Origin of the sequence: Microbacterium sp. 4R-513 (assembly GCF_011046485.1) — a bacterium.
Taxonomy (GTDB): Bacteria; Actinomycetota; Actinomycetes; order Actinomycetales; family Microbacteriaceae; genus Microbacterium.
Genome location: NZ_CP049256.1, coordinates 3,143,880 through 3,164,447, shown reverse-complemented (window position 1 = coordinate 3,164,447; position 20,568 = coordinate 3,143,880). Strand labels below are relative to the sequence as shown.

Annotated in this window: 19 protein-coding genes and 1 tRNA gene; 10 read left to right on the top strand and 10 right to left on the bottom strand. The window is 70.5% G+C overall.

What is annotated here, in order from left to right; genetic code table 11:
* Nucleotides 1–6: 6 nt before the first annotated feature.
* Both G5T42_RS13935 and G5T42_RS13930 read right to left on the bottom strand, forming a co-directional pair.
* Nucleotides 7–288 carry a hypothetical protein gene (locus tag G5T42_RS13935; protein ID WP_165129402.1) on the bottom strand — a complete coding sequence of 94 codons (282 nt, stop codon included), beginning with the start codon at nt 286–288 and terminating at the stop codon, nt 7–9.
* A gap of 198 nt (nt 289–486) precedes the next feature.
* A tRNA-Glu gene (locus G5T42_RS13930) sits at nt 487–562 on the bottom strand.
* A gap of 107 nt (nt 563–669) precedes the next feature.
* On the opposite strand from G5T42_RS13930, the gene G5T42_RS13925 reads away from it, so the two are divergent.
* A complete protein-coding gene (locus G5T42_RS13925; RefSeq protein ID WP_165129401.1) occupies nt 670–1,308 on the top strand; it encodes an MBL fold metallo-hydrolase in 639 nt (212 codons plus the stop codon).
* Between the two features lie 58 nt (nt 1,309–1,366).
* Here G5T42_RS13925 and G5T42_RS13920 read toward each other — a convergent pair whose 3' ends face one another.
* Genes G5T42_RS13920 through G5T42_RS13905 form a run of 4 tightly spaced genes read right to left on the bottom strand, consistent with a single transcriptional unit; the run spans nt 1,367 to nt 5,502 of the window.
* The gene (locus G5T42_RS13920) at nt 1,367–1,636 is read right to left on the bottom strand and encodes an HPr family phosphocarrier protein (RefSeq protein ID WP_165129399.1); all 270 of its coding nucleotides are present in this window, start codon (nt 1,634–1,636) and stop codon (nt 1,367–1,369) included.
* Nucleotides 1,637–1,670: 34 nt separating this feature from the next.
* Nucleotides 1,671–3,743, bottom strand: a complete 2,073-nt coding sequence (locus G5T42_RS13915) for a fructose-specific PTS transporter subunit EIIC (protein ID WP_165129397.1) — start codon at nt 3,741–3,743, stop codon at nt 1,671–1,673.
* 29 nt (nt 3,744–3,772) lie between these two features.
* Nucleotides 3,773–4,720: a 1-phosphofructokinase gene (pfkB, locus tag G5T42_RS13910; RefSeq protein WP_165129395.1), complete on the bottom strand. Its 948-nt coding sequence runs from the start codon at nt 4,718–4,720 to the stop codon at nt 3,773–3,775.
* On the bottom strand, nt 4,717–5,502 hold the full coding sequence (locus tag G5T42_RS13905) for a DeoR/GlpR family DNA-binding transcription regulator (protein WP_165129394.1): 786 nt from the start codon (nt 5,500–5,502) through the stop codon (nt 4,717–4,719). The genes pfkB and G5T42_RS13905 overlap by 4 nt, the downstream gene beginning before the upstream one ends.
* Before the next feature lie 115 nt (nt 5,503–5,617).
* Here G5T42_RS13905 and G5T42_RS13900 point away from each other — a divergent pair, with 115 nt between their 5' ends.
* Complete coding sequence (locus tag G5T42_RS13900; RefSeq protein ID WP_165129393.1) at nt 5,618–6,532, top strand: phosphotransferase; 915 nt, start codon at nt 5,618–5,620, stop codon at nt 6,530–6,532.
* 63 nt (nt 6,533–6,595) lie between these two features.
* On the opposite strand, the gene G5T42_RS13895 is transcribed toward G5T42_RS13900, so the two are convergent.
* Nucleotides 6,596–8,773 carry a S8 family serine peptidase gene (locus tag G5T42_RS13895; protein ID WP_165129392.1) on the bottom strand — a complete coding sequence of 726 codons (2,178 nt, stop codon included), beginning with the start codon at nt 8,771–8,773 and terminating at the stop codon, nt 6,596–6,598.
* 169 nt (nt 8,774–8,942) lie between these two features.
* Between G5T42_RS13895 and G5T42_RS13890 the strand changes: the two genes are divergently transcribed.
* The 4 genes from G5T42_RS13890 to G5T42_RS13875 all read left to right on the top strand — a co-directional run bounded on the left by G5T42_RS13890 (nt 8,943) and on the right by G5T42_RS13875 (nt 14,331).
* On the top strand, nt 8,943–9,554 hold the full coding sequence (locus G5T42_RS13890) for a sigma-70 family RNA polymerase sigma factor (RefSeq protein ID WP_206535648.1): 612 nt from the start codon (nt 8,943–8,945) through the stop codon (nt 9,552–9,554).
* Complete coding sequence (locus G5T42_RS13885; RefSeq protein WP_165129390.1) at nt 9,544–10,014, top strand: hypothetical protein; 471 nt, start codon at nt 9,544–9,546, stop codon at nt 10,012–10,014. The genes G5T42_RS13890 and G5T42_RS13885 overlap by 11 nt, the downstream gene beginning before the upstream one ends.
* Nucleotides 10,015–10,089: 75 nt before the next feature.
* On the top strand, nt 10,090–11,766 hold the full coding sequence (locus G5T42_RS13880; protein WP_165129389.1) for a S8/S53 family peptidase: 1,677 nt from the start codon (nt 10,090–10,092) through the stop codon (nt 11,764–11,766).
* Between the two features lie 30 nt (nt 11,767–11,796).
* The gene (locus tag G5T42_RS13875; RefSeq protein WP_241245836.1) at nt 11,797–14,331 is read left to right on the top strand and encodes a CHAT domain-containing protein; all 2,535 of its coding nucleotides are present in this window, start codon (nt 11,797–11,799) and stop codon (nt 14,329–14,331) included.
* 7 nt (nt 14,332–14,338) lie between these two features.
* On the opposite strand, the gene G5T42_RS13870 is transcribed toward G5T42_RS13875, so the two are convergent.
* Nucleotides 14,339–14,650, bottom strand: a complete 312-nt coding sequence (locus G5T42_RS13870) for a hypothetical protein (protein ID WP_165129388.1) — start codon at nt 14,648–14,650, stop codon at nt 14,339–14,341.
* A 215-nt stretch (nt 14,651–14,865) separates the two neighbouring features.
* Here G5T42_RS13870 and G5T42_RS13865 point away from each other — a divergent pair, with 215 nt between their 5' ends.
* The 3 genes from G5T42_RS13865 to G5T42_RS13855 all read left to right on the top strand — a co-directional run bounded on the left by G5T42_RS13865 (nt 14,866) and on the right by G5T42_RS13855 (nt 18,388).
* A complete protein-coding gene (locus G5T42_RS13865; RefSeq protein WP_165129386.1) occupies nt 14,866–15,402 on the top strand; it encodes a hypothetical protein in 537 nt (178 codons plus the stop codon).
* A gap of 140 nt (nt 15,403–15,542) precedes the next feature.
* Complete coding sequence (locus G5T42_RS13860) at nt 15,543–17,510, top strand: AarF/UbiB family protein (protein WP_165129384.1); 1,968 nt, start codon at nt 15,543–15,545, stop codon at nt 17,508–17,510.
* Between the two features lie 68 nt (nt 17,511–17,578).
* Nucleotides 17,579–18,388: a hypothetical protein gene (locus G5T42_RS13855; RefSeq protein ID WP_206535647.1), complete on the top strand. Its 810-nt coding sequence runs from the start codon at nt 17,579–17,581 to the stop codon at nt 18,386–18,388.
* A gap of 44 nt (nt 18,389–18,432) precedes the next feature.
* Here G5T42_RS13855 and G5T42_RS13850 read toward each other — a convergent pair whose 3' ends face one another.
* Nucleotides 18,433–18,903: an AAA family ATPase gene (locus tag G5T42_RS13850; protein WP_165129382.1), complete on the bottom strand. Its 471-nt coding sequence runs from the start codon at nt 18,901–18,903 to the stop codon at nt 18,433–18,435.
* 151 nt (nt 18,904–19,054) lie between these two features.
* Nucleotides 19,055–19,408, bottom strand: coding sequence for a hypothetical protein (locus G5T42_RS13845; RefSeq protein WP_165129380.1), 354 nt, complete (start codon nt 19,406–19,408; stop codon nt 19,055–19,057).
* Nucleotides 19,409–19,853: 445 nt separating this feature from the next.
* Between G5T42_RS13845 and G5T42_RS13840 the strand changes: the two genes are divergently transcribed.
* Entirely contained in the window at nt 19,854–20,537 is a 684-nt protein-coding gene (locus G5T42_RS13840) for a hypothetical protein (RefSeq protein ID WP_165129378.1), read from the top strand.
* Nucleotides 20,538–20,568 lie beyond the last annotated feature (31 nt).

The window sequence follows — 20,568 nt, the reverse complement described above, 5'->3', positions numbered from 1 at the left end:
CGCGGGTCACATGCCTTCGAGGCTGGCGCTGCGCCGTTGGATCTCGGCGGATGCCTCGTGCGCACCGGCGAGTCTCTCGATCGGCGAGTCGAGCACCTCTACAGCGGCGATCGCCGCACCTGATCCGAGAGTGAGCCACGAATTCGCTGCGACCCCGTCGACGAGAGCCGGGAAGCGGACGACGTCGGCGCGCCCGTATTGGGCCAGGACCTGGGCGTAATGGAGCACGGCATCGGCCACATCGTCCGTCGTGAGGAATCGGCTCCCGCTGATGAGCAGGTCTTTCATCGCATCACTCGACCTCACACCCCGGGGCGCACGCCGCCCATCATCGAACCCGTTCTCCCATCGTGGTGAGAAGTCGCTGATCGGCCGAGTGGGTTGACCCCGGGGGAAGCGTTTGCTAGCCGGGCGCACCGGCGAGGGAAGAGCCGGCAGTAGCCGGAACGAAGAAAGCCGGTCCAGAAGGACCGGCTTTCTCGGTGTTGGTGACCCCAGCGGGATTCGAACCCGCGTTACCGCCGTGAGAGGGCGGCGTACTAGGCCGCTATACGATGGGGCCGTCAGGCAACCGTTCAAGTATGCCATGGCCCCCAGAGCCCCACCAAATCGAGGCGGGACTGCGCAATCCCCTTGTCGCGGGGTCTCCCGCGCGGGTTGACTCGAGGCATGCGAGTCACCAAGTTCGAGCACGCCGCCCTCACGATCGAGAACGAGGGAAGCAAGCTCATCATCGACCCCGGATCGTTCACCCTCCCCCTCAGCGACCTCAACACCGTCGTGGCCGTCGTGATCACGCACGAGCACCCCGACCACTGGACGGCCGATCACCTCGACCAGATCCTGAAGTACGCACCCGGCATCCCCATCTACGGGCCCGAGGGCGTCGCGAAGGCCGCCGGCGGCTACGACATCACGGTCGTCGCGCCAGGCGACACGGTGACCCTCGATGACTTCACGCTCGAGTTCTTCGGCGGGACTCACGCGGTCATCCACGAGTCGATCCCCGTCATCCAGAATGTGGGGGTCCTCGTCAACGGCGCCTTCTACTACCCGGGCGACTCATACGCCGTGCCGAAGGGCGCCGACGTCAAGCTCCTCGCTGCGCCCATCGGCGCGCCCTGGCTCAAGATCGGCGAGGCGATGGACTTCGTGCTCGCCGTCAAGCCGCGGCAGGCCTTCGGCACGCACGACATGACGCTGTCTGTCATCGGCCGCGACATGGCCCGCGCCCGACTCCAGTGGGCCGTCGAGCAGGACGGCGGCCAGTTCCTGGCGCTCGAGCCGAACGAGTCGGCCGACATCTGACAGGAAAGACGACGGATGCCGCGAGCCTCATCGGCCCGCGGCATCCGTCGTTAGTTGTCTACTCGGCGTCGAGATCGGTCTCGAGCAGCTCGACGAGCTCGTCGAGCGCCTGGTCTGCGCCGTCGCCTTCGGCCTTGAGGGTCACGACCGTGCCCTTCGAGGCGCCGAGGCCCATGAGCGACAGAATGCTGCCCGCGTTGAGGTCGGGGCCGCCCTCGACGGCGATCGTGACGGGGACCGGCTTCTGCTGGACGGCCTGCACGAAGAGCTTGGCGGGGCGGGCGTGAAGGCCCGAGCTGCTCGCGATGGTGGCTTGGCGTTCTGCCATTACTGCTCCTGTTCTCTGTGTCCGGCGAGGTTGGTCAGGCGGGGACGGCCGTCGCCGTCAGGCTGCTCGCTTCGGCCGCCTCGAGCTCCTTCGGTGCGATGAACCTCTTGAACGCGACCACGAGGAACGCTGTCACGACCGTACCGGCGATGATCGACACCGCGAAAGCCCAGAAGGGGTTGATCGCGAAGAAGACGAAGATCCCGCCGTGGGGCGCGAGCGACTGCACGCCGAAGGCCATGCTGAGCCCGCCGGTCACGGCACCGCCGACCATCGAGGCCGGGATGACGCGGAGCGGGTCGGCCGCGGCGAACGGGATCGCACCTTCGCTGATGAAAGATGCCCCGAGGAGCCACGCGGCCACGCCGTTCTCACGCTCGACGGGCGTGAACATGTTGCGTGCGAGCACCGTGGAGGCGAGCGCCATCGCCAGCGGAGGCACCATGCCGGCGGCCATGACCGCGGCCATGATGAGGTACGGCGTGGAGTTCTGCGCCGATGCCTCGGCGAGGCCGGCGACCGCGAAGGCGTAGGCCACCTTGTTGACGGGGCCACCGAGGTCGAAGCACATCATGAGGCCGAGGATCACGCCGACGATGATGATGCCCGACGTGTTGGCGACGTCGGTGAGCCACGTGTTGAGCCACTCCATGAGGGTCGCGATCGGGCGACCGAGGAAGAGGATCAGAAGGCCGGAGGCCACGATCGACGCGATCAGCGGGATGATCACGACCGGCATGAGTCCGCGCAGCCAGCGCGGCGCGTTGAGGCGTCCGATCGCGAGGGCGACGAAGCCCGCCAGCAGACCGCCGACGATGCCGCCGATGAAGCCGGAGCTCATGAGGACTGCGACGGCACCCGCGACGAAGCCGGGCGCGATACCCGGCCGGTCGGCGATCGCGAACGAGATGTAGCCCGCGAGCGCCGAGACGAGGAAGCCCATGGACGTGGCGCCGATGACGAAGGCGACCGACCCGAGGTACTGGCCGAGTCCGCCCGCCGGCAGGTCCCACAGCGCGTTCTGGACCACGACGTCGTAGGCGTCGTCGGTCACCTGGTATCCCCCGAGGAGGAAGCCCAGGGCGATGAGCAGACCGCCGCCCGCGACGAACGGGATCATGTAGCTCACGCCGGTGAGGAGGATCCGCTGGATGCGGGCGCCCCACGAGAGGTTCTCCGTCGCGACGGCCGCCGTGCTCCCCGATCCGCCACCGGCGGCTACCCGCGTGGCGTTGGGGTTCTTCGCCGCGGCCACGGCTTCGGCGATGAGCTCGTTGGGCTGCTCGATGCCGCGCTTCACACCGGAGCGGACGACGGGCTTGCCCGCGAACCGCTGCTGCTCGCGCACGTCGACGTCAGTCGCGAAGATGACCGCGTCGGCGTTGTCGATGACGCCCTGCGGGAGCGCCTGGTAGCCGCTGGAGCCCTGCGGCTCGACGGTGAGGTCGATGCCGTTCTTCTTGCCGGCCGCGGTGAGGGCGTCGGCTGCCATGAAGGTGTGCGCGATGCCCGTCGCGCACGAGGTCACCGCGACGATGCGGGCGGGGCGTCCGTCGACGTCGAGCCCGGGTGCGGTCGACGTCGCGGCAGGGGCGGCCACGGGCGCCGACGAGACGGGAGCGACGGATGCCGCGGCCGCGGTGGGCGCGGCATCCTCTTCTCCGATCGCCTTCCGCACGATCGAGACGACCTCGCCCGACGACCCTGCGGCGCGCAGGCCGCTCGTGAAGTCGTCCTGCATGAGGCTGCGGGCGAGCTTCGAGAGGACGGCGAGGTGCGCCTCGGCGGCGCCCTCGGGTGCGGCGATGAGGAACACGAGGTCGGCGGGGCCGTCGGGGGCGCCGAAGTCGACGCCGGGTGCGAGGCGCGCGAACGCGAGCGACGGCTCGGTGACGGCGGCGCTCTTGGCGTGCGGGATCGCGATGCCGCCCGGGAGGCCGGTCTCGTCCTTCTGCTCGCGAGCCCACGCGTCGTCGAAGAGCGCGTCGGCGTCGGTCGCGCGGCCCTGCGCGACGACCCGGCCGGCGAGAGCCCGGATGACGGCGGCCTTGTCGGCGCCGAGGCCGACGTCGAGACTCACGAGCTCTGGCGTGATGGTGTGTGACACGGTGACCTCCTCAGGTCGGTGATGCAGGTTCAGGTGAGGGCCCGGATCGGCACGTCGCCGGCGGGCAGGTCGGCGGGCGAGGGCGCCTGGGTTCCGGGAAGGGATGCCGCGGCCGCTCCGTAGCGGATGGCCCGGCGGAGCCGCTCTTCGGGGCCGGCCCCGTCGAGATCGGCGAGCAGGTAGCCGGCGAGGGAGCTGTCGCCCGCGCCGACGGTGCTGACGACCTGGATGCGCGGCGGCGCGCCCGCCCAGGCTCCTTCGGCGTCCACGAGGACCGCGCCGTGCGCCCCGAGGGTGACGAGTGCGGCGCCGACCGTCGCCGGCACGAGCCGGCGCGCGACGGGCAGCACCGCGGTGGCGAGGTCGTCTCCCTCCTCGAGGGCGACGCCCGCGAGCTCGGCGAGCTCTTCGTCGTTCGGCTTGATGAGGTCGGGCCGGCCGTCGGCGACGACGGCGGCGAGAGCGGGGCCCGAGGTGTCCACGGCGATGCGCGGCGCGTCATCGCCGAGGCGCGTCCGCACGGCGTCGATCGTCGCGACATAGAAGTCGTCGCCGGCCCCGGGCGGCAGCGAGCCGGCCAGCGCGAGCCAGCGCGAGCCGGCGCACGCGTCCACGACGGCGTCGATGATGGCGGCGACGTCGTCGGGTGCGAAGCGCGCACCGGGCAGGTTCAGTTTGGTCGTGACGCCCGCCGGATCGGTGATCGTGATGTTGGCGCGCACGCGGCCGTGGATCGGGACCCGGCGGGCGGCCACGGTGGATGCCCGCAGCGCCGCATCGAAAGGGTCGTCGGCCGCGAGGGGCAGCACGGCGAGCGAGCGCGCGCCGGCGGCGGCGACGACTCGCGCCACGTTGATGCCCTTTCCGCCCGCGTCTTCGCGAGCAGAGGTCGCCGCCTGCACCTCACCGGCGCGGAGCGCGTCGGCGAGCGTGATCGTCCGGTCTAGCGACGGGTTCGCGGTCAGTGTGACGATCATGCGATCCACACCTCCACATCGGCGGCGGCGAGGGCGGAAGCGAGTGCCTCGTCGGGCGCGGCATCCGTCACCAGGATGTCGATCTCGGCGAGGTCGGCGAAGCGTACGAACGACTCGACGCCGAACTTCGAGCGGTCGGCGACCGCGATCACGCGCTGCGCGGACCGGACGATCGCCGCCTTGACGGCCGCCTCGGCAGGATCGGGGGTGCTGAGCCCGAACCCGGCCGACACCCCGTTCGCGCCGACGAAGGCGAGGTCGGGGCGGAGGGAGCCCAGCGCGGACAGCGTCGAGGGGCCGACGGCGGCGGCCGTGAGTCCGCGCACCTGACCCCCGAGGAGGGTCAGCCCGATGTCGGGGAGCAGCGAGAGCGTGTGGGCGACGGGCACGGCGTGCGTCACGACGTCGAGGCGGGCACCGGTCGCGGCCACGCGGTCGCCCAGCCCCGCCGCCACCGCACCGACCGTCGACCCGGCATCGAAGACGACAGCCCCGCGGTAGCCGTCGGTGATGACCTCGAGCGCACGACGGGCAATGGCGAGCTTCGCATCGGAGTTGACCGTCATGCGCTCGGCGATCGAGGGCTCCGACACGCTGCCCGCGCGCGAGGGAACGGCGCCGCCGTGCACGCGACGCAGCAGACCCTGCTGCTCGAGCGCGTCCAGGTCGCGCCTGATCGTCTCGGTCGTGACGCCCAGGTCGTCGGCGAGTCCGACGACCGAGACACGGCCGCGCTCGGCGAGGTGCCGAGTGATGTGAGCTTGCCGCTCCGTCGCGTACATGTGGTTCCTCATCGTCAAGGGTTCCCTCAAGGTACAACACATCCAAAGTCAAAACAAGCAACTCCCACACAAAAGCAGACTGCGACCAATCCCGACAGCGCGATAGCCTCGCGGAATGCCCGACAAACCCGCCGCGGAAGTGCAGATCACGGCTGATCTCGTGCGACGTCTTGTCGACGCGCAGGCGACCCTGACGATCCAGGATGCCGCGGCCCTCTCCCTCGAGAAGGTCGCAGAGGGGTGGGACAGCGAGCTCTGGAGGCTCGGCGAGTCCCTGGCTGTGCGACTCCCCCGGCGCGCCCTCGCGGCGCCCCTCGTCCTCAACGAGCAGCGGACCCTGGCGCAGATCGGGCCGAGGATCGAGGCGACCGGCGTGCGCGTCCCGACGCCGATCGTCCACGGTGTCGCCGGCGAGGGCTTTCCCTGGGCGTGGTCTGTCGTGCCGTGGTTCGACGGCCACCGGGGACTCGATGTGCCGCGCGCCGAGCGCTCGGGGTGGGCGCCGCGGCTGGCCGCGGCGCTCCTCGCGCTTCACGAGCCCGCCCCGGCCGACCATCCGGTCAACCCTTTCCGCGGCGGACCACTCGCCTCTCGGGCCGCCGCGACGGCGGAGCGGATCGCGCTTCTGCGCGAACGACGCACGACGGCCACCGGGCTCCTCGACGACGCCGAGGAACTCTGGCACCGGGGCCTCTCCGCCGCCCCGTGGCAGGAGCCGCCCGTGTGGATCCACGGCGACCTGCACCCGGGCAACCTCGTCGCGCGGGGGGCCGCGTTGGCGGCCATCATCGATTTCGGCGACGTCACCGCCGGCGATCCGGCCTACGACCTGGCGATCGTCTGGCTCGCTTTCGATGCCGACGGCCGCCAGCGCTTCCGCGAGGCCACGGGGGACCGGTACAGCGCGGCGACCTGGCAGCGCGCCCGCGCGTGGGCGGCCGCCGTCACCGTGATGCTACTCGCGCACAGCGATGACAATCCCGACTACGAGCACCTGGGGCGGGAGGCCCTCGCCGAGCTCGCGACGTGATGACCGGGGAGGATGCCGGCTGGAACGCGGCATCCTCCCCTCTTCCCCCAGCCCCCCAGCTGGTCAGCCGCCGAGCTCGAAGACCGGCGCGGACTGCACGGAGCCGAAGATGTCGAACAGCGTCGAGATCTGCGTCCAGGCGATGCCGAACCACACGTCGTCGGTGCCCGACCAGCGGCGGATGCGGATGTCGTACGTCTCGCCGGCCTTGGCGTCGAACTCCGCGATCTCGTAACTGTTGTCCCACGACGCACTCGATGCCACCAGAGCCCCGGTCGAGTCGCGCACCTCGAGGTCGAGGTCGACCGTGAGGGTGTCCTGGTAGATCGACAGGAACAGGATGTCGGTGCGCGTGGCCTTCGAGTCCCAGGCGAGGGCGACCTTCACGTGCGAGCCGAAGAACAGCGGCGACCGAGGCGTCGTGATCCGGTACCGGAACGATGTGCGGCCGGATCCGTCGAGATCCGATGAGCGCAGCGTGCCGACGTCGAAGCCGCGAAGAGCGCCGGCGTTGTCGCGGCCCTGACGAGACCGCGCGATGGACGTGGAACGGTCGGCGTCCGCTGTGCCGCTGCCATCGCGGCCGTCGACGCCGGCGATGAGGTCCGCACGCCAGCGGCCCCCGCTCGGGTTGCGCCAGGCGCCGGCCATCAGCACGGCGCGGGTGCCCTCGGGCCACGATTGCAGCACTGGGGCCGCCTGCTGCACGCAGGCCGCGATGCCGGCGACGGCAGGAGCGGCGAAGCTCGTGCCGCTGTCGGTGAGGCCCACGACGGTGACGCCCACGCCGTTGCCCGCGATCTCGGGCAGCTCCCGGTCGCCGTGGGCGGAGGCGGGGTTGCGGAATACAGAGTCGGACGCCATCGCATTCGCGTTGTCGTTGTGGCTGCCCACCGTGAGGCGGTTGTAGCCCTTGTGGTTCACGAACTCGCTCGACGTGCCGTTGCCGGCGGCCTCCACGATCGTCGGGAACGGCCAGTGCAGCGCCAGCCAGTCCTTGTAGTTGTCGTCGTGCGAGAGCGAGCTGTTCGTCTGCTCGGCGTCGCGGTGGAAGCTCTGGCTGATCACCGTGCAGCCCGCGTCCTGCGCGGCCCACCGGATCGCGTCGAGGTCGTAGCTGTTCGCTGAGAAGAGATTGGCGTCGGGCGCGTGCCCATGCGGCCGGTTGCGCTCCTTGTTGCGGATGATCCCGTGCGTCATGCGCGCGTGGCTGCTCGTCGAGCCGGAGGTCTGGTACCGGCCCGAGATCGTGAGGTTCGTCGTGACGTCGGGCCCGGGCTCGTACACGGCGACGTTGACGCCGGCGCCCGTGAACCCTGCCGCATGGGCATCGTCGCTGTTGTGGATCGCGATCGAGTCGCCGAGGTCGAGTAAGCCTTCGCGGTCATGACGGAACACGCCTGCGACGAGCTCGTGCTCGGCGAGCTTGCGCACCGCGTCAGCGGGCATCCGCCCGTAGACGACCGGCGCCGCCTCGTCGATGCGCTCCACCTCGAGGCCGAAATCGCGGGAGACCTCGGCGAGCTTCTCCCCGAGCGCCCTCCACTCGCGCTGCCGGCCGGTGTCGGCACGACTGGGCTTGCGGGCCGGCCGCTTCTCCGACTTCTCAGGGAGCTCCCTGTCGATGTCACGCGTGGACGCCCAGACGGCGACCTCGACATCCCCGCCCTGCTCGAGCTGCGCGAAGAGTGCCGGCTCGATCCGGCCGAAGCGGTCCTGCCGCCGCTTCGCGAGCGCCGCCAGCTCTTCGTCGACGTCGACGCGCTCGCCGACCTCGTCGAACGCGAGCGTCAGAGCCTCGTCGCCGTCCCGGCTCACGGCCTTGAAGACATCCCGGAACGGCCCCTCGACGCCGGCACCCATCGGGAGCGGCTCGATGTCGAGCTCGCCGATGCGCATCCGCGACGCGTGGATGACGGCGAGCCTCTCCTCGAGCTTCGCCGGGGTGTCCACGACGACGATGTCGAACGCGGCATCCTGTCGCCCCTCGTCCTTCCGTGTGGCCGGGATGCCATCGATCACGATCGTGTGGCCGCCGACCGACAACGGGGAGGTGTCGACGACGAGGGCGTCGCCCTCGAACGTCACATCGGCGTGTCCGCCGCCCGTCACGACGACGGCGTGCGCGTCGCGCTCGCCGAACCCACCCGTGATACGGATGCGGCGACCGCGGGTGACGATCTCGCCCGGCGCGACGTCCGACACCGGGACGGCGCCCTTGTTGCGGATACTGCGAGCCATCTCGAACTCCTCACTCCCGGCGCGACCGAGGTGTCGTGCGCCACACAGGGAGGAGCAGCCGGGCGCCGCCGTGATACATGCGCGGCGGATCCTTCTGGGTATCGGCGGGCGGAGACATGTATCAGCGGGGCACTATCGCTCTCTTCCCAGCGTGGACACAATGGGCGCTATGACGCACGGGGGCGCCGAGGCATCCGTCGACTCCGTCGAGCCCGCTCGATGGGAGCGGGCGGGCGCGCTCTTCCTCCGGTGGCGCGAGGGCGACAGCCGGGCGATGGACGAGCTCGTGCGCCTCATGACTCCCCCGCTCTGGCACATCGTGCGCTCCTACGGCCTGGAGTCCGCCCTCGCCCAGGACGTGGTCCAGACGACGTGGCTCACGCTCGTGCGCCGGCACGCTTCGATCACCGACCCGCAGGCGGTGTCGGGGTGGCTCACGATGTGCGCCCGCCGCGAGGCCTGGCGCGTGGGCAGGCAGCACCGCCGCACGACTCCGACCGATGCCGAGACGCTCGAGCCCCAGCTGCCTGTCAGCGAATCCGCCGAGCAGACCGCGACCGATGACGATGAGAGACGCCGTCTGTGGAGTGCCGTGGGACGGCTCGACGACCGCTGCCGCCACCTTCTGCGCATCGTCGCCTTCGACGAGCGGCCCGACTACGCACGCATCGCCGAGGATCTCGCGATGCCCGTCGGGTCGATCGGCCCGACGCGCCAGCGGTGCCTGGCGAAACTCCGCGCCGAACTCGAGGGCGCCGGATGGGGGAATCATGGACACTGACGACTTCAGCGCCGATGAGGCGCTCTTCTCGCGCCTTCGAGCGATGTGGCAGGAGGCGGATCCGGTACCCGATGGCCTTGCCGACCGCATGGTCGCCGCCGTCGCCGTCGAAGACCTCTCCCGCGAGTATGCCCTCCTGACGCTCGTCGAGGGCTCGACCCACGCGGCCGTCCGCGGCGAGGCCGACACCGCGACACTGCAGTTCAGCGACGGGCAGACGAACGTACTGCTGCACGTGAGCGTCGCCGAGGAGGGGCTCCGCCGCGTCGACGGATGGGTGGATGCCGCGGCACTCGCCGTCCGCCTCGTCCAGGGCGACCGCGACTGGTCGGGACGCGCCGATGAGCACGGACGGTTCGCGTTCGAATCGGTGCCGCCGGGCGTCTCGCTGCTTCACGTCGTCGTGCGCGGCGCCGACGGCGATCTGCACGACTTCCGGACGCCGCGATTCGAGGTCTGAAGAAGAAGGCCGATCCGGCCGCACGAGCACGATCCCGTCGACGCCACGGCTCGGCGGAGACAAGGAGACGGCGATATGGCCCAGGAACCCACGTGGCGCGAACGGGAGGCGGCCGCACAGCCCCGAGGAGTCATCCTCGACCCCCGCGCTGACGCCGTCGCCGGCATCCGCGCCTTTCCCACCGTGTACATGCCGGGATACCTGCTCATCGCAGGCGATCCGGCTGACGCGCTCAAGCGGCTCGAGGAAGCGGCAGCGGCGTTCGGGTGGACGGTCGTGGCCGTGACGATCCGAGCGAACCGCTATGCGGACCGCCGGGCGACCCGAAGCACCGAGCTCACTCGCGCGGAGATCGTCCAGGACCCGACGACCGCACCCGACGTGCCGATCGACGCGTGGCGGCTCCTCCAGCAGGCTCGGCGGGAGTCGCGGCGCCAGAAACCCGACGGGGAGGCCGTGCGGGCCGTCGAGCCGCCCGACGAGCGCGAACGCGGCCACGGCAGGCGGCTCGCGCTGCGAGCGGCGGCGCGCGTGGCCGCCGACGATCCCCTCCGCGCCGTCGGGCTCGATCACGTGCTGTCGGTCGATGCGATCGGAGTCAACCCGTTCGCCCGGACCAACCCGTTCGCCCGCACGAATCCCTTCGCGCGGACCAATCCCGCAGCCGACCTGGAGAGCTACGCCTCCGCGGGGAGCGGCGGGCTCGAAGTCGTCACGTATGTCGGTACCGCACCCGCGCCGCAGCACACGCCGGACGAGAAGGGCAGGCGCCCCGTCGTCGTGGTGGTCGACACGGGATGCGGCGACCACCCTTGGCTGCTCCCCGACGACGACTCCGGGCGTCCGTGGGTCACCGCGCGCCTCCCCTCCCCCACACCTCCCCAGGTGATCGGCGTGGATGAGGAGGACACCGACCCGGAGATCCACCCCGATCAGACAGGTCCGCGCGACGGGCGCCTCGACTCGTCGTCGGGTCACGGCACGTTCGTCTGCGGCGTCGTGCGGCAGACCGCCCCCGATGCGAACATCATCGCCGCGCGGGTCGCCGACAGCGACGGCACCGTGCTCGAGAGCGAGCTCATGGCCGCGCTCGACGAGTTCCTGGAGCTCATGGACGACAAAGAGCACCCGCTCGAGGTCGACGTCGTGAATCTGTCACTCGGCTACTATCACGAGACGCCGGAGGACGGCCGCTTCTCGACCGGGCTCTACGACATCCTCGTCGACCTCCGAACCCGCGGAGTGGTCGTCGTGTGCTCCGCCGGCAACGATGCGACCGATCGGCCGGCGTTCCCCGCCGCACTCTGGGAGGGGTCCGACCCTGCGCTCGGGCTCGGTCCGGAGCCCGCGGGACTCGCACCGCACCTGTCGGTGGGAGCGCTGAACCCCAACAGGCGATCTGTCGCGCTCTTCAGCAACATCGGCTCGTGGGTGCGGCTCTACGCTCCGGGCACGTCGGTGCTGAGCACGATTCCCGCGTCGTTCGAGGGCGGCCTCGCACCGGCCGCCCGGGACGATCTTCTGGGCCTTCCCCGCATGATGGTCGATGCGGACGACTTCTGGGGCGGCTTCGCGATCTGGAGCGGGACATCGTTCTCCGCTCCGTACGTCGCGGGGCATCTCGCACAGGGGTTGGCCGGTCAGCTGGCGTCAGGGGGCGGACGAGCCGCCCTCACCGTCGACGACGCGCTGTCGAGCCTTGCCGCACCCGAGTTGTCGGTCTGGGACGCGTCGCGCCCGCCCGTCGGCTGATCCTCGAGAACAGGAGCCGCGAGACAGGCAATGGACCTCAGCACCGCCGAGAACGACGTCGGACGCCGACGACGTCCTCCGGATGCCGTCACGCTCTACCGCCGAGGCGTGGATGCGGTGAACGAGGGTCGCTATGTCGATGCCCGCCGTTCGCTGGCAAGGGCGGCCGACGCCGCCGAGGCGGACGGCGACGTGGATCTCGGTGCCCGCATCGCGGGAACCACGGGCTACCTTCTCGCGATCTCGAGCGACGCCGACGAGGGCGAGCGACTCTGCCGAGCGGCGCTCGCGCGACCCGGCATCGCGCCCGAGACGGTTGCGATCCTGCAGGGACAGCTCGGTTCGATCGAGATGTCCCGCGGTCGCCTCGAGAGCGCCGCGGAATGGCTGAGCCGCAGCATCCGCGGACTCTCGCACGATCCCGTGCGAGCAGCGAACATGCGCATGAACCGGGCGCTCGTCGACATGGACCGCGGGGAGTTCGCGTCGGCGCGAGCCGACCTCGAATGGGCCGAACAGGCGTACCTCGACGCCGGCGACGTGCTCGTGGCCGCGCAGGCGGTGCACAACCGCGGGTACGTGTCGATGCTGGAGGGCGACCTCGTCGTCGCACTGCAGACGATGGAGCGCGTCCGAGCACCGCTGGACGCCGAGTCCGAACTGTGGGCGGCGACGAACGAGTCGGACCGGGCACAGGCCCTCCGCGACGCGGGTCTCATCACGGAGGCTGAGGCCAGCCTCGCGAGCGTCGCACGCGTGTTCGGCAAGCTGCGGGCCATCAGAGAGCAGGCGGATGCCGAGTACGAACTCGCCCGGTCGCTCCTGCGTCACGACCCCCCGCGTGCCGCGAGCGTGGCTGCCGCCGCCGCGCGGCGCTTCCGGCGTATGGGCAGTGATGCTCGAGCACTCCGGGCCGACGCGGTGCGGCTGCGTGCCCGGCTGCTCGTGGGATCAGCGGAGCACAGCGGCGACGAGGTCGAGACGCGACGGCTCCCCGGCCCCGATGAGGTCGCCGCGACGGCGGCGTCGCTGGACGCGCACGGGCTGAGGGGGGATGCCGAGGCCCTGCGACTCGCGGAGCGTCTCGCGCGGCTGCGGCGAACGGGCCGCAACCCCGATGGGCCGGAGGTCCGTACGGCCAGAAAGGTCCCGCTCGAGGTGAGGCTCATGGCGCACGAGCTCCGAGCACGTCGCGCGCACCAGGCCGGTCGCGACGCCGAGGCACGGCGGCAGGCGGCCCGCGGGGTCGAGCTGCTCGAGAGGTCGCAGCAGACGATGGGGAGCCTCGAGCTGCAAGGAGCCGCGCCGATGCTCGGACGCGGCCTCCTCACGGCTGGGCTCACCTCGGCCCTCCGCTCGGGGCGTCCCGACGTCATCTTCGAATGGTCTGAGCGTGCGCGGCACCTCAGCATGCAGGTCGTGCCGCTGCGCCCGCCGCCGGACCCGGAGCTCGCGGCGGATCTCGCCGAGCTCCGGATGGTTCGAGCGGCGGACCCGGGCGGCGACTGGCTCGCCGATCCTCGCGCGGCCGCCCTGCGTGACCGGGCCCGCGAGCGGCAGTGGTCCCGCACCGGCACCGCCGCGATTCAGGAGCGCGTCGGGCTGGACGCGGCGCGATCGGCGCTGCACCCCGACGAGGCGATCGTCTCCTTCGTCTACGACGGCGCGTCGCTCGCCGCGGTCGTCGCCACGCCGGCGGGGGCTGAGACCGTGCCCCTGGACGGGCCGCAGGTGCGGTCCCTGCTGACGGGTCTTCGAGCAGACCTCGACATGTCGGCGACGGTGCGCTCGGGTCCCCTCGCTGCCGTCGTGCGCGCGGCGCTGGAGGACCGGCTCGCTGATCTCTCACGACTCCTCCTCACTCCCGCTGCCGCCACGATCGGGAGTGCACAGCGGATAGCCGTCACGGTGCCGGGAGTCCTCTCGGGGGTGCCGTGGACCATGCTCCCGGCACTTCGAGGCCGCGCCGTCACGATCACGCCCTCGATCTCGCGCTGGGTGCGCCAGCGCGAGGCCGGAGCGTGGCGCACGGGCGCCGTGGGCTTCGCCGCCGGACCCCATGTGGCTCGCGGAGACGAGGAGATCGCCGGGGCGGCGCGTGTCTGGGTGTCGCCCACTCGGCTGCGCGGTGCAGATGCGACGGTGGATGCCGTGACCTCGCTCGCGTCCGAGGTCGACCTCCTCCACATCGCCGCCCACGGGCGCCACTCGGTCGACAACCCGCAGTTCTCCGGCCTCGAGCTCGCCGACGGCGCCCTCTTCGGCTACGACATCGACCGGATGCCGCGCGTGCCGCAGACCGTCGTGCTGTCCGCGTGCGAGCTCGGCCGCTCATCGGTGCGCTGGGGAGAAGAGGCGATCGGCATGACCCGCACGTGGCTGCACGCCGGCGCACGCTGTGTCGTGGCATCCCCGGTCGTCGTCGGCGACGATGTCGCGTGCGATCTGCTGGGTGTCATGCATGAGCGTCTCGTCGCCGGAGAGCCGCCGGCCGCCGCCCTCGCGCAGGCCGCCGCGCAGACCGGGATCGCAGCGCCCTTCCAGGCGCACGGCTCCGGCTTCTGAACCCGATTCACCGCCCGCCGGGCGTGACCGAGAGGGCGAGCCATTCGCGGAGGGCGGCGGACTGCTCGGCGTCGTCGTCCCAGTCGGGTTCGGTGAGCGCCCAACGGTGCATCAGCCGCGCCGCCGTGCCGGTGTGGTGTCCCGCATCGAGCACTTCGGCCAGCGCCTCGGCCTCGGCGAAGCGCAGACTGCAGAGGAACTCCGGTGCCCCCATGAGGTGGTCGACGATGTCGGCCAGGTGGTCGACCGTCTCCTCGAGGTGGTCCCAGCCGACCGTCGCTCCGGCGACGGCCGGGCGCCCCATCGTGATCGTGTGCATGGCAGTTCTCCCGGTTCGGAGAGCGGTAGTTCCGCTCATCAGGAAGAGCCGCGAAGGGGCCATCTGATACGCCGCGCGTCGAGGCATCCATTCGCAGACCGACGTATCACGCGGGCGGGCCGGCGCTCCTCTCTCATGACTCCGCTGCGCGGAGTCGCCGTGGCCCGACTCGGGCCTGAGAAGCCCGCTGCGGCGGGCGGAAGGAGGGAGCCGCCATGGCACCCAAGAAGACACTGCGCGACACGGCGCTGTGGGCGATCCTCGCCGAGCGCCATCCGAGCCTCTGGGAGGAGATCATCGGGCCGAGCGGCCCGCTGGGTCGCGTCGCGCTCAACCCGCAGCCGCTGCCGCCGAAGGCGATGCAGACGCGGTTGCTCGCCATGAGGGCGGGCGACTTCGATCCGCAGCCGGAACCGCCCGGCGATGCGGCGATCGGCGTGCGCTACGGGCTGAAGACGGCGTTCGCCGTCGTCCGGGCCGCCGGGCTGGCGCGACTGTTCGGGGTGGCGTTCGACGACATCCCCGACATCTGCCCGCCCGAGCCCGACCCGTTCCCGCCGCTTCCCGACCCGCCCGACCCGATCCCGTGGAGGACGGCGCTCAAGGTCGTGCCCGACTTCTACGCCGACTACGCCCTCGGACTCGCCATCGGCCTCGAGGCGACCGCCGGCGATTGGCAGGACCTGCCCGGCGCTGACGCGCTCGAGAAGCTGCACGCTCGGGCGATCGGGATCGCACCCGTGCGCGGCTGATCAAGCAGACGACGGATGCCTCGGCCCCGCGCGGTCGAGGCATCCGTCCCCGAATCACGAGACCGGATGACGCACCACGCGGCTGTTTCCCGGCTGCCGTCATCCCACATCTGCCAGCCGGGGCTGACAGAATCTGAGGCATGCCGACCTGGCTCCTCTTCGCGCTGGTAGCGCTTGCCTTCGCGGCCGTCGCGACGTGGGTGTCGCGTCGCCTGCTGGACACGCAGGTCGGGTGGCTGCGGTCGGTGGTCATCTCGCTGATCGTGTTCCTGCTGAGCGCTCCGCTCGTGCTCTGGATGCTCGAGCAGTCGCACGTCTACGCGGACGGCAAGTTCCTGGTCGGCTGGCCCGTCGTCCTCACGTTCTTCGCACTCATCCTCGGCTGGGTGTTCGCCGTGGTGGTCGTCGTCATCGTGATCAGCGAGTTCCTGGTTCCGACGCGGCCGCTGCGCAATCCGATCGTCGTCATCCGCCAGGCGATCAGGCGCCGGGATCGCGCGAGGCGCTACGCGCAGATCGTCGTGATCGCCTCCCGGCACGGGCTCGGCCTCTATCAGAACCGCGCGCGCGGTTACGGCGAGGAGATCCCGGAAGCCCTCGTGCGTGCCCTGAACGAGGCCGGAGTGACGTTCGTCAAACTCGGTCAGGTGCTCTCGTCACGTGAGGACGTGCTGCCGCGGGAGTTCATCAAGGCGCTCTCCACCCTGCAGATGGACTCCACTCCGATCCCCTGGTCAGAGGCTGCGGCTGCGATCCGCGAGGAGCTGAAGCGGCCCCTCGACGAGGTGTTCCTGGAGGTCGACGAGGTGCCCCGGGCCGCGGCATCCGTCGCACAGGTGCACGCCGCGACGCTGCTCGACGGAACCCGCGTGGTCATCAAGATCCAGCGGCCGCGGGCGCGTGCGCAGGTGACGACCGACCTCGACATCCTCGAACGGCTCGCCGCCGACGCCGAGCGGCGCACCGAGTGGGCGCGGGACTACGGCGCGCGCGCTCTCGCGGCCGAATTCGCCCGCGCGCTCCGCGAGGAGCTGGACTACCGCGTGGAGGCGACGAACACCGAGATGCTCCGTTCGGCCATCGCCAAGTCCCGGTCGGCGCGACTCAACATCCCCAAGGTCTACAGCGACCTCTCCACCGCGCGGATGCTGGTGCTCGAGCGGGCGGAAGGCACCGCGTTCAACCGGCTCACTCCCAGTGCGCTCGAGCCGGAGCGGGCCATCGCGGTCGCGGATTCCGTCGTGGACTCGGTGTTCGAGCAGATCGCCGTGCGGGGCGTCTTCCACGCCGACCTGCACGCGGGCAACGTGCTCCTCGCGCCGGACGAGTCGGTCACCTTGATCGACTTCGGTGCGGTCGGCGTGCTCGAGCGGAGCGTTCGACGGCTCCTCGCGCCGCTGCTGGTGGCCATCGCCAACGAGGACGACGTGTCTGCGACCGACCTCGTGCTGCTGCTGTGCGCGCCGATGTCGGGCGGCAGTGTGGAACAGAGATCGTTGCAGCACGATGTGGGCGCCGTCCTCACCCGCGTCGCGAACGCGCACGCCGACGAGAACGTCTTCAGCGCTCTGATCGAGGTGCTCCGCAGGCACCGACTCGCCATGCCGCCCTCGCTGCTTCTCGTCTTCCGCACGCTGACGTCGCTCGAGGGAACTCTGCGAAGGCTCGTGCCCGGCTACGACATGGTCGGACGAGGACTGTCTCGGGCGCCGCACATCGCGCTGCAGCTCTCGACGCCGCGGAGCATCGCCCTGGATCTGCAGGCTCAGTCGTCTGTCGCGGCGGAGCAGCTGCGCCGACTCCCCCGCCGCATCGAGGCGATCACGCAGTCCCTCCAGGACGGCACCTTCTCGCTCCGGATACGAGCGCTCGAGAGCGTCGAGGATCGGCGGTGGGTGGACTCCATCGTCGGCGAGATCACCGCCACCATCGTCGGCGTGGCGCTCGTGGCGACCGGATTCTTCCTCGCCGTGTCGGATGTCGGGCCGCAGCTGACCGAGGACGTGCGGGCGTTCTCCTTCCTCGGAAGCGTGCTCGGCCTCGGCGGCATGCTGCTGCTGCTGCGCAGCCTCAGCGGAGCTTTCCGGCGGCGCTCGACCGATCGGTGACTTCTCGGCCGTGCCTGCGCGCCGCCGGATCCCCTGGTGCCGGGCCGGAGTGCGCTGGACAATGAGGCATGGTCGTCTCGCCCCCTGACGAGCCGGTCGCCGCCGACGCCGACCCGTCGGCGTCGGCCCCGCCGGCATCCGATCCTGTGCTCGCCAGGCGCGCCCAGATCCTCGCCACCGAGCACTGGGGCCTCCTCGCGGCTCGGGGCACGGCCCAGTCCGAGGTGCTGACCCGCATCACGATCTACCTCACCCTCGTGTCGGCCGGCCTCCTGACGATCGGACTCCTGGCGCAGGCGACGGATTTCCGCGACTGGTTCGCCGGCGCATTCCTCGCGATCGTCGGGTTCCTCACTCTCATCGGGCTGATGACCCAGACGCGCGTCTTCAATGTGGCGGAGGAAGACATGATGTACGTCGTCGCCATGAACCGCCTCCGCGGGGCTTATGTCGATCTCGACCCGGCCGTGGAGCAGTACTTCCTGGCCGCGATCGCCGACGACGAGGCCGGCATGCAGCTCACCTACTCCTTCCTGCGCCGGAGAAGCTTCAGCCACCTCTTCGGAAGTTCGGCAGTCTTCATCGGAGTCGTCAACAGCTGCGTGATCGGACTTCTTCTGGGTGGATGCCTCACCCTTCTGGGAGTCGGGATCGCACCCGCCGTCGTGGTGGGCGTGGTCGGCGGTCTTCTCTTCCTCGCCGCGGCACTCGCGTACGGCGGGTGGACCTACCGGACGTCCCTGCGCAACCACCGGCCGCTTCGCCGGTCCCCTGGGCTGCCGGGAACGGGCACTCCGTCGGATGCGGCCGCGGAACCGGTGGTCGGGCTTCCGGAGGGCCGGCGGGCGCGACGGAGGGCGGGCGCCGCCGAGTCGTGACGGAGGTCGCCGCGCGGTGTGCGAGGCGGTCTGGCTGCGCCGGATCAAGCGAGGATGCGCTCGACGATTCCTTCTGGAGTCTCGTCGGCGGTTATCCGCTCCTCATCGACAGCACTCAGCGGTTGCCAGCCGTGATACCAGCCACGCATGTCGTCGGCAGTGAAGCCGCAGGTCTCCGCACGCGCAGCGTGCCGGCGCAGCGTCTCTTCGAAGGTGAGGTCGAACGAGAAGAATCGGGCATCGTCCGATGAAGCAGCAATGCGCATCAGCGTCACCTCGCAGCGCGTTGCGTCGAAGATGCCGTCCAGGACGACGTGATGATCCCGTCTGAGGCAGAACACCGCCGCCGTCTCGAGCAGTTCGGCATGTGCCATGCTCACCTGCTCCTTCTCGTTGAAGATCACGCGACGGAAGTGATCCTGCTGGAGGAGCGCCGTGTTCCCGAGTCGCGCCTGCAACATCCGGGCGACCGTGCTCTTGCCCGACCCCGAATTCCCACGCAGCACGATCAGCACCCGGCCACCTTACGGCGCCATCAAGACGGCGCGACCTCGGCGCACGGATGCCGGGCGCTTCGGGATCGGCCGATGAGAATGCGGTGGACCCGCCGCATTGACCAGCCCGGCTAGTATCCGCGGCGGGCTGATCCCTTCGGGCGGCACCACGTCAAACGAAGCTGGCGAACCACCAGTACATGACCACAGCCGCCGAGAAGATGGCGATAACGATCCCCGCCAGCGGCGGGGCAATCCGCCACCAACCCTTCGAGGCCATGACAGCCGTCAATCCCCACGAGATGAGGAACAGCAAGATATCGAAGACCAAGAACGCCGAGACCGCAAAGCCGGCGCCGGTTACATAGCACGCGATCAGGTAGCAGGGCAGGACCTGGCGGACGGTGGAGACAGCGACGCAAGCCAGGGCTGTAGCGACGACGAAGTGGAGGCCGACCGCGACGAGCGCGACGAGCCTTACGACTTCATCAGTCTTCGATCGGCGAACGAGCCAAGGCGCGGTCACCGCGCGTCACTCGTCCACGGCTCCCCCGCGCGATTGCGCCGGGTGCCTGTCTGCGTCGTGAGGGGCGATGCCTGCTCGTGTTCGTGCACCAGACAATCATGAGCGTTGCGGCAGCGTCCTTCGAGCCGTTCTCCACAGGTGCCCAATGCGAGCACCGGGCGACTACTCGATCACCTGCCTTGACACCCGGCGACTCATTCTTCGAGGCCGAGATCGACCGGTTGCATGCCGATTGGATGTCGACTGGTCGCCGGCACAAGAGTCATGGGTGCACGTGGCATGAGTGTGATGTGATCGTCAGATGCGTCAGCCCGCCCCGAATCGACGTGAGCGTCTCGTACTCGCCGCCCTCGCCGCCCTGCTGGCCTCGCTCCCTCTCGCGGCGTGTTCTGGTGGGCTGGTGTCCCCGGCGGACGCAGAGGCACACGCGAGGGCTCGCGCGGCGGTGGCCGACGTCTCCCGTGGTCTGTACCGCGGCCCTACGGACACCATCGAGGACTACGCCCGCTGGGCCGACACCGATACGGAGTCGTCCAACGTCGTGGAACTCATTGGGTTCGAGCCGTATCCCGGTGCTGTTCATGGGGAGCCGTTCGGCGCCTTGCAGTTCCGTGCGACGGTACCCGTGAGGTCCCTCGGCGACGCATACGTCGCGTGTTTCGAGTCGCGGTTCGATTACTGGGGCGTTGCAACCGAGAGATTCGGCGACTGGGACAACGATGCGGCGGTGGCGCATCACATCCAGTGCCCACCCGACGCGGCGCGCATCCCACCCCCGGTCGACACCCGCTCGGTCTTGGTCGTGCCCGAGGGTGCCGAGGCCCTCGTGGTCGAGGTCCTCACGAACGCGCCTTCCACGGCATCCGCTGACGAGGTCGTCGCGGAGGTGGTGGCACGGATGCCGCAGCCGACGGGTGAGCGCGAGGTGGCATTCGAGCCCCACGCCGTCGTGGCAGGCGGCGACATCGGTTTCGCGATGGGTGACGCTGACGACTGCCTGCTCGTCAGGCGTGGCGTCGACGGCGTGCAGGTGTTGTCCGTCCCGCGGGTCCTGCTCCAGCCCGGGGAGCTCGGTTGCTCACCCGACACCGCACTGCGGCCGCTCGAGCAACTGCAGTCGCCCCATTGATCACATGGCGATCGGTAGCCACGCGATCGGA

What these genes read in the sequence shown, in the direction of transcription:
- G5T42_RS13935 (WP_165129402.1), bottom strand. Translation starts at nt 288, where the DNA reads ATGAAAGACCTGCTCATCAGCGGGAGCCGATTCCTCACGACGGACGAT.
- G5T42_RS13925 (WP_165129401.1), top strand. Translation starts at nt 670, where the DNA reads ATGCGAGTCACCAAGTTCGAGCACGCCGCCCTCACGATCGAGAACGAG.
- G5T42_RS13920 (WP_165129399.1), bottom strand. Translation starts at nt 1,636, where the DNA reads ATGGCAGAACGCCAAGCCACCATCGCGAGCAGCTCGGGCCTTCACGCC.
- pfkB (WP_165129395.1), bottom strand. Translation starts at nt 4,720, where the DNA reads ATGATCGTCACACTGACCGCGAACCCGTCGCTAGACCGGACGATCACG.
- G5T42_RS13905 (WP_165129394.1), bottom strand. Translation starts at nt 5,502, where the DNA reads ATGTACGCGACGGAGCGGCAAGCTCACATCACTCGGCACCTCGCCGAG.
- G5T42_RS13900 (WP_165129393.1), top strand. Translation starts at nt 5,618, where the DNA reads ATGCCCGACAAACCCGCCGCGGAAGTGCAGATCACGGCTGATCTCGTG.
- G5T42_RS13895 (WP_165129392.1), bottom strand. Translation starts at nt 8,773, where the DNA reads ATGGCTCGCAGTATCCGCAACAAGGGCGCCGTCCCGGTGTCGGACGTC.
- G5T42_RS13890 (WP_206535648.1), top strand. Translation starts at nt 8,943, where the DNA reads ATGACGCACGGGGGCGCCGAGGCATCCGTCGACTCCGTCGAGCCCGCT.
- G5T42_RS13885 (WP_165129390.1), top strand. Translation starts at nt 9,544, where the DNA reads ATGGACACTGACGACTTCAGCGCCGATGAGGCGCTCTTCTCGCGCCTT.
- G5T42_RS13880 (WP_165129389.1), top strand. Translation starts at nt 10,090, where the DNA reads ATGGCCCAGGAACCCACGTGGCGCGAACGGGAGGCGGCCGCACAGCCC.
- G5T42_RS13875 (WP_241245836.1), top strand. Translation starts at nt 11,797, where the DNA reads ATGGACCTCAGCACCGCCGAGAACGACGTCGGACGCCGACGACGTCCT.
- G5T42_RS13870 (WP_165129388.1), bottom strand. Translation starts at nt 14,650, where the DNA reads ATGCACACGATCACGATGGGGCGCCCGGCCGTCGCCGGAGCGACGGTC.
- G5T42_RS13865 (WP_165129386.1), top strand. Translation starts at nt 14,866, where the DNA reads ATGGCACCCAAGAAGACACTGCGCGACACGGCGCTGTGGGCGATCCTC.
- G5T42_RS13860 (WP_165129384.1), top strand. Translation starts at nt 15,543, where the DNA reads ATGCCGACCTGGCTCCTCTTCGCGCTGGTAGCGCTTGCCTTCGCGGCC.
- G5T42_RS13855 (WP_206535647.1), top strand. Translation starts at nt 17,579, where the DNA reads ATGGTCGTCTCGCCCCCTGACGAGCCGGTCGCCGCCGACGCCGACCCG.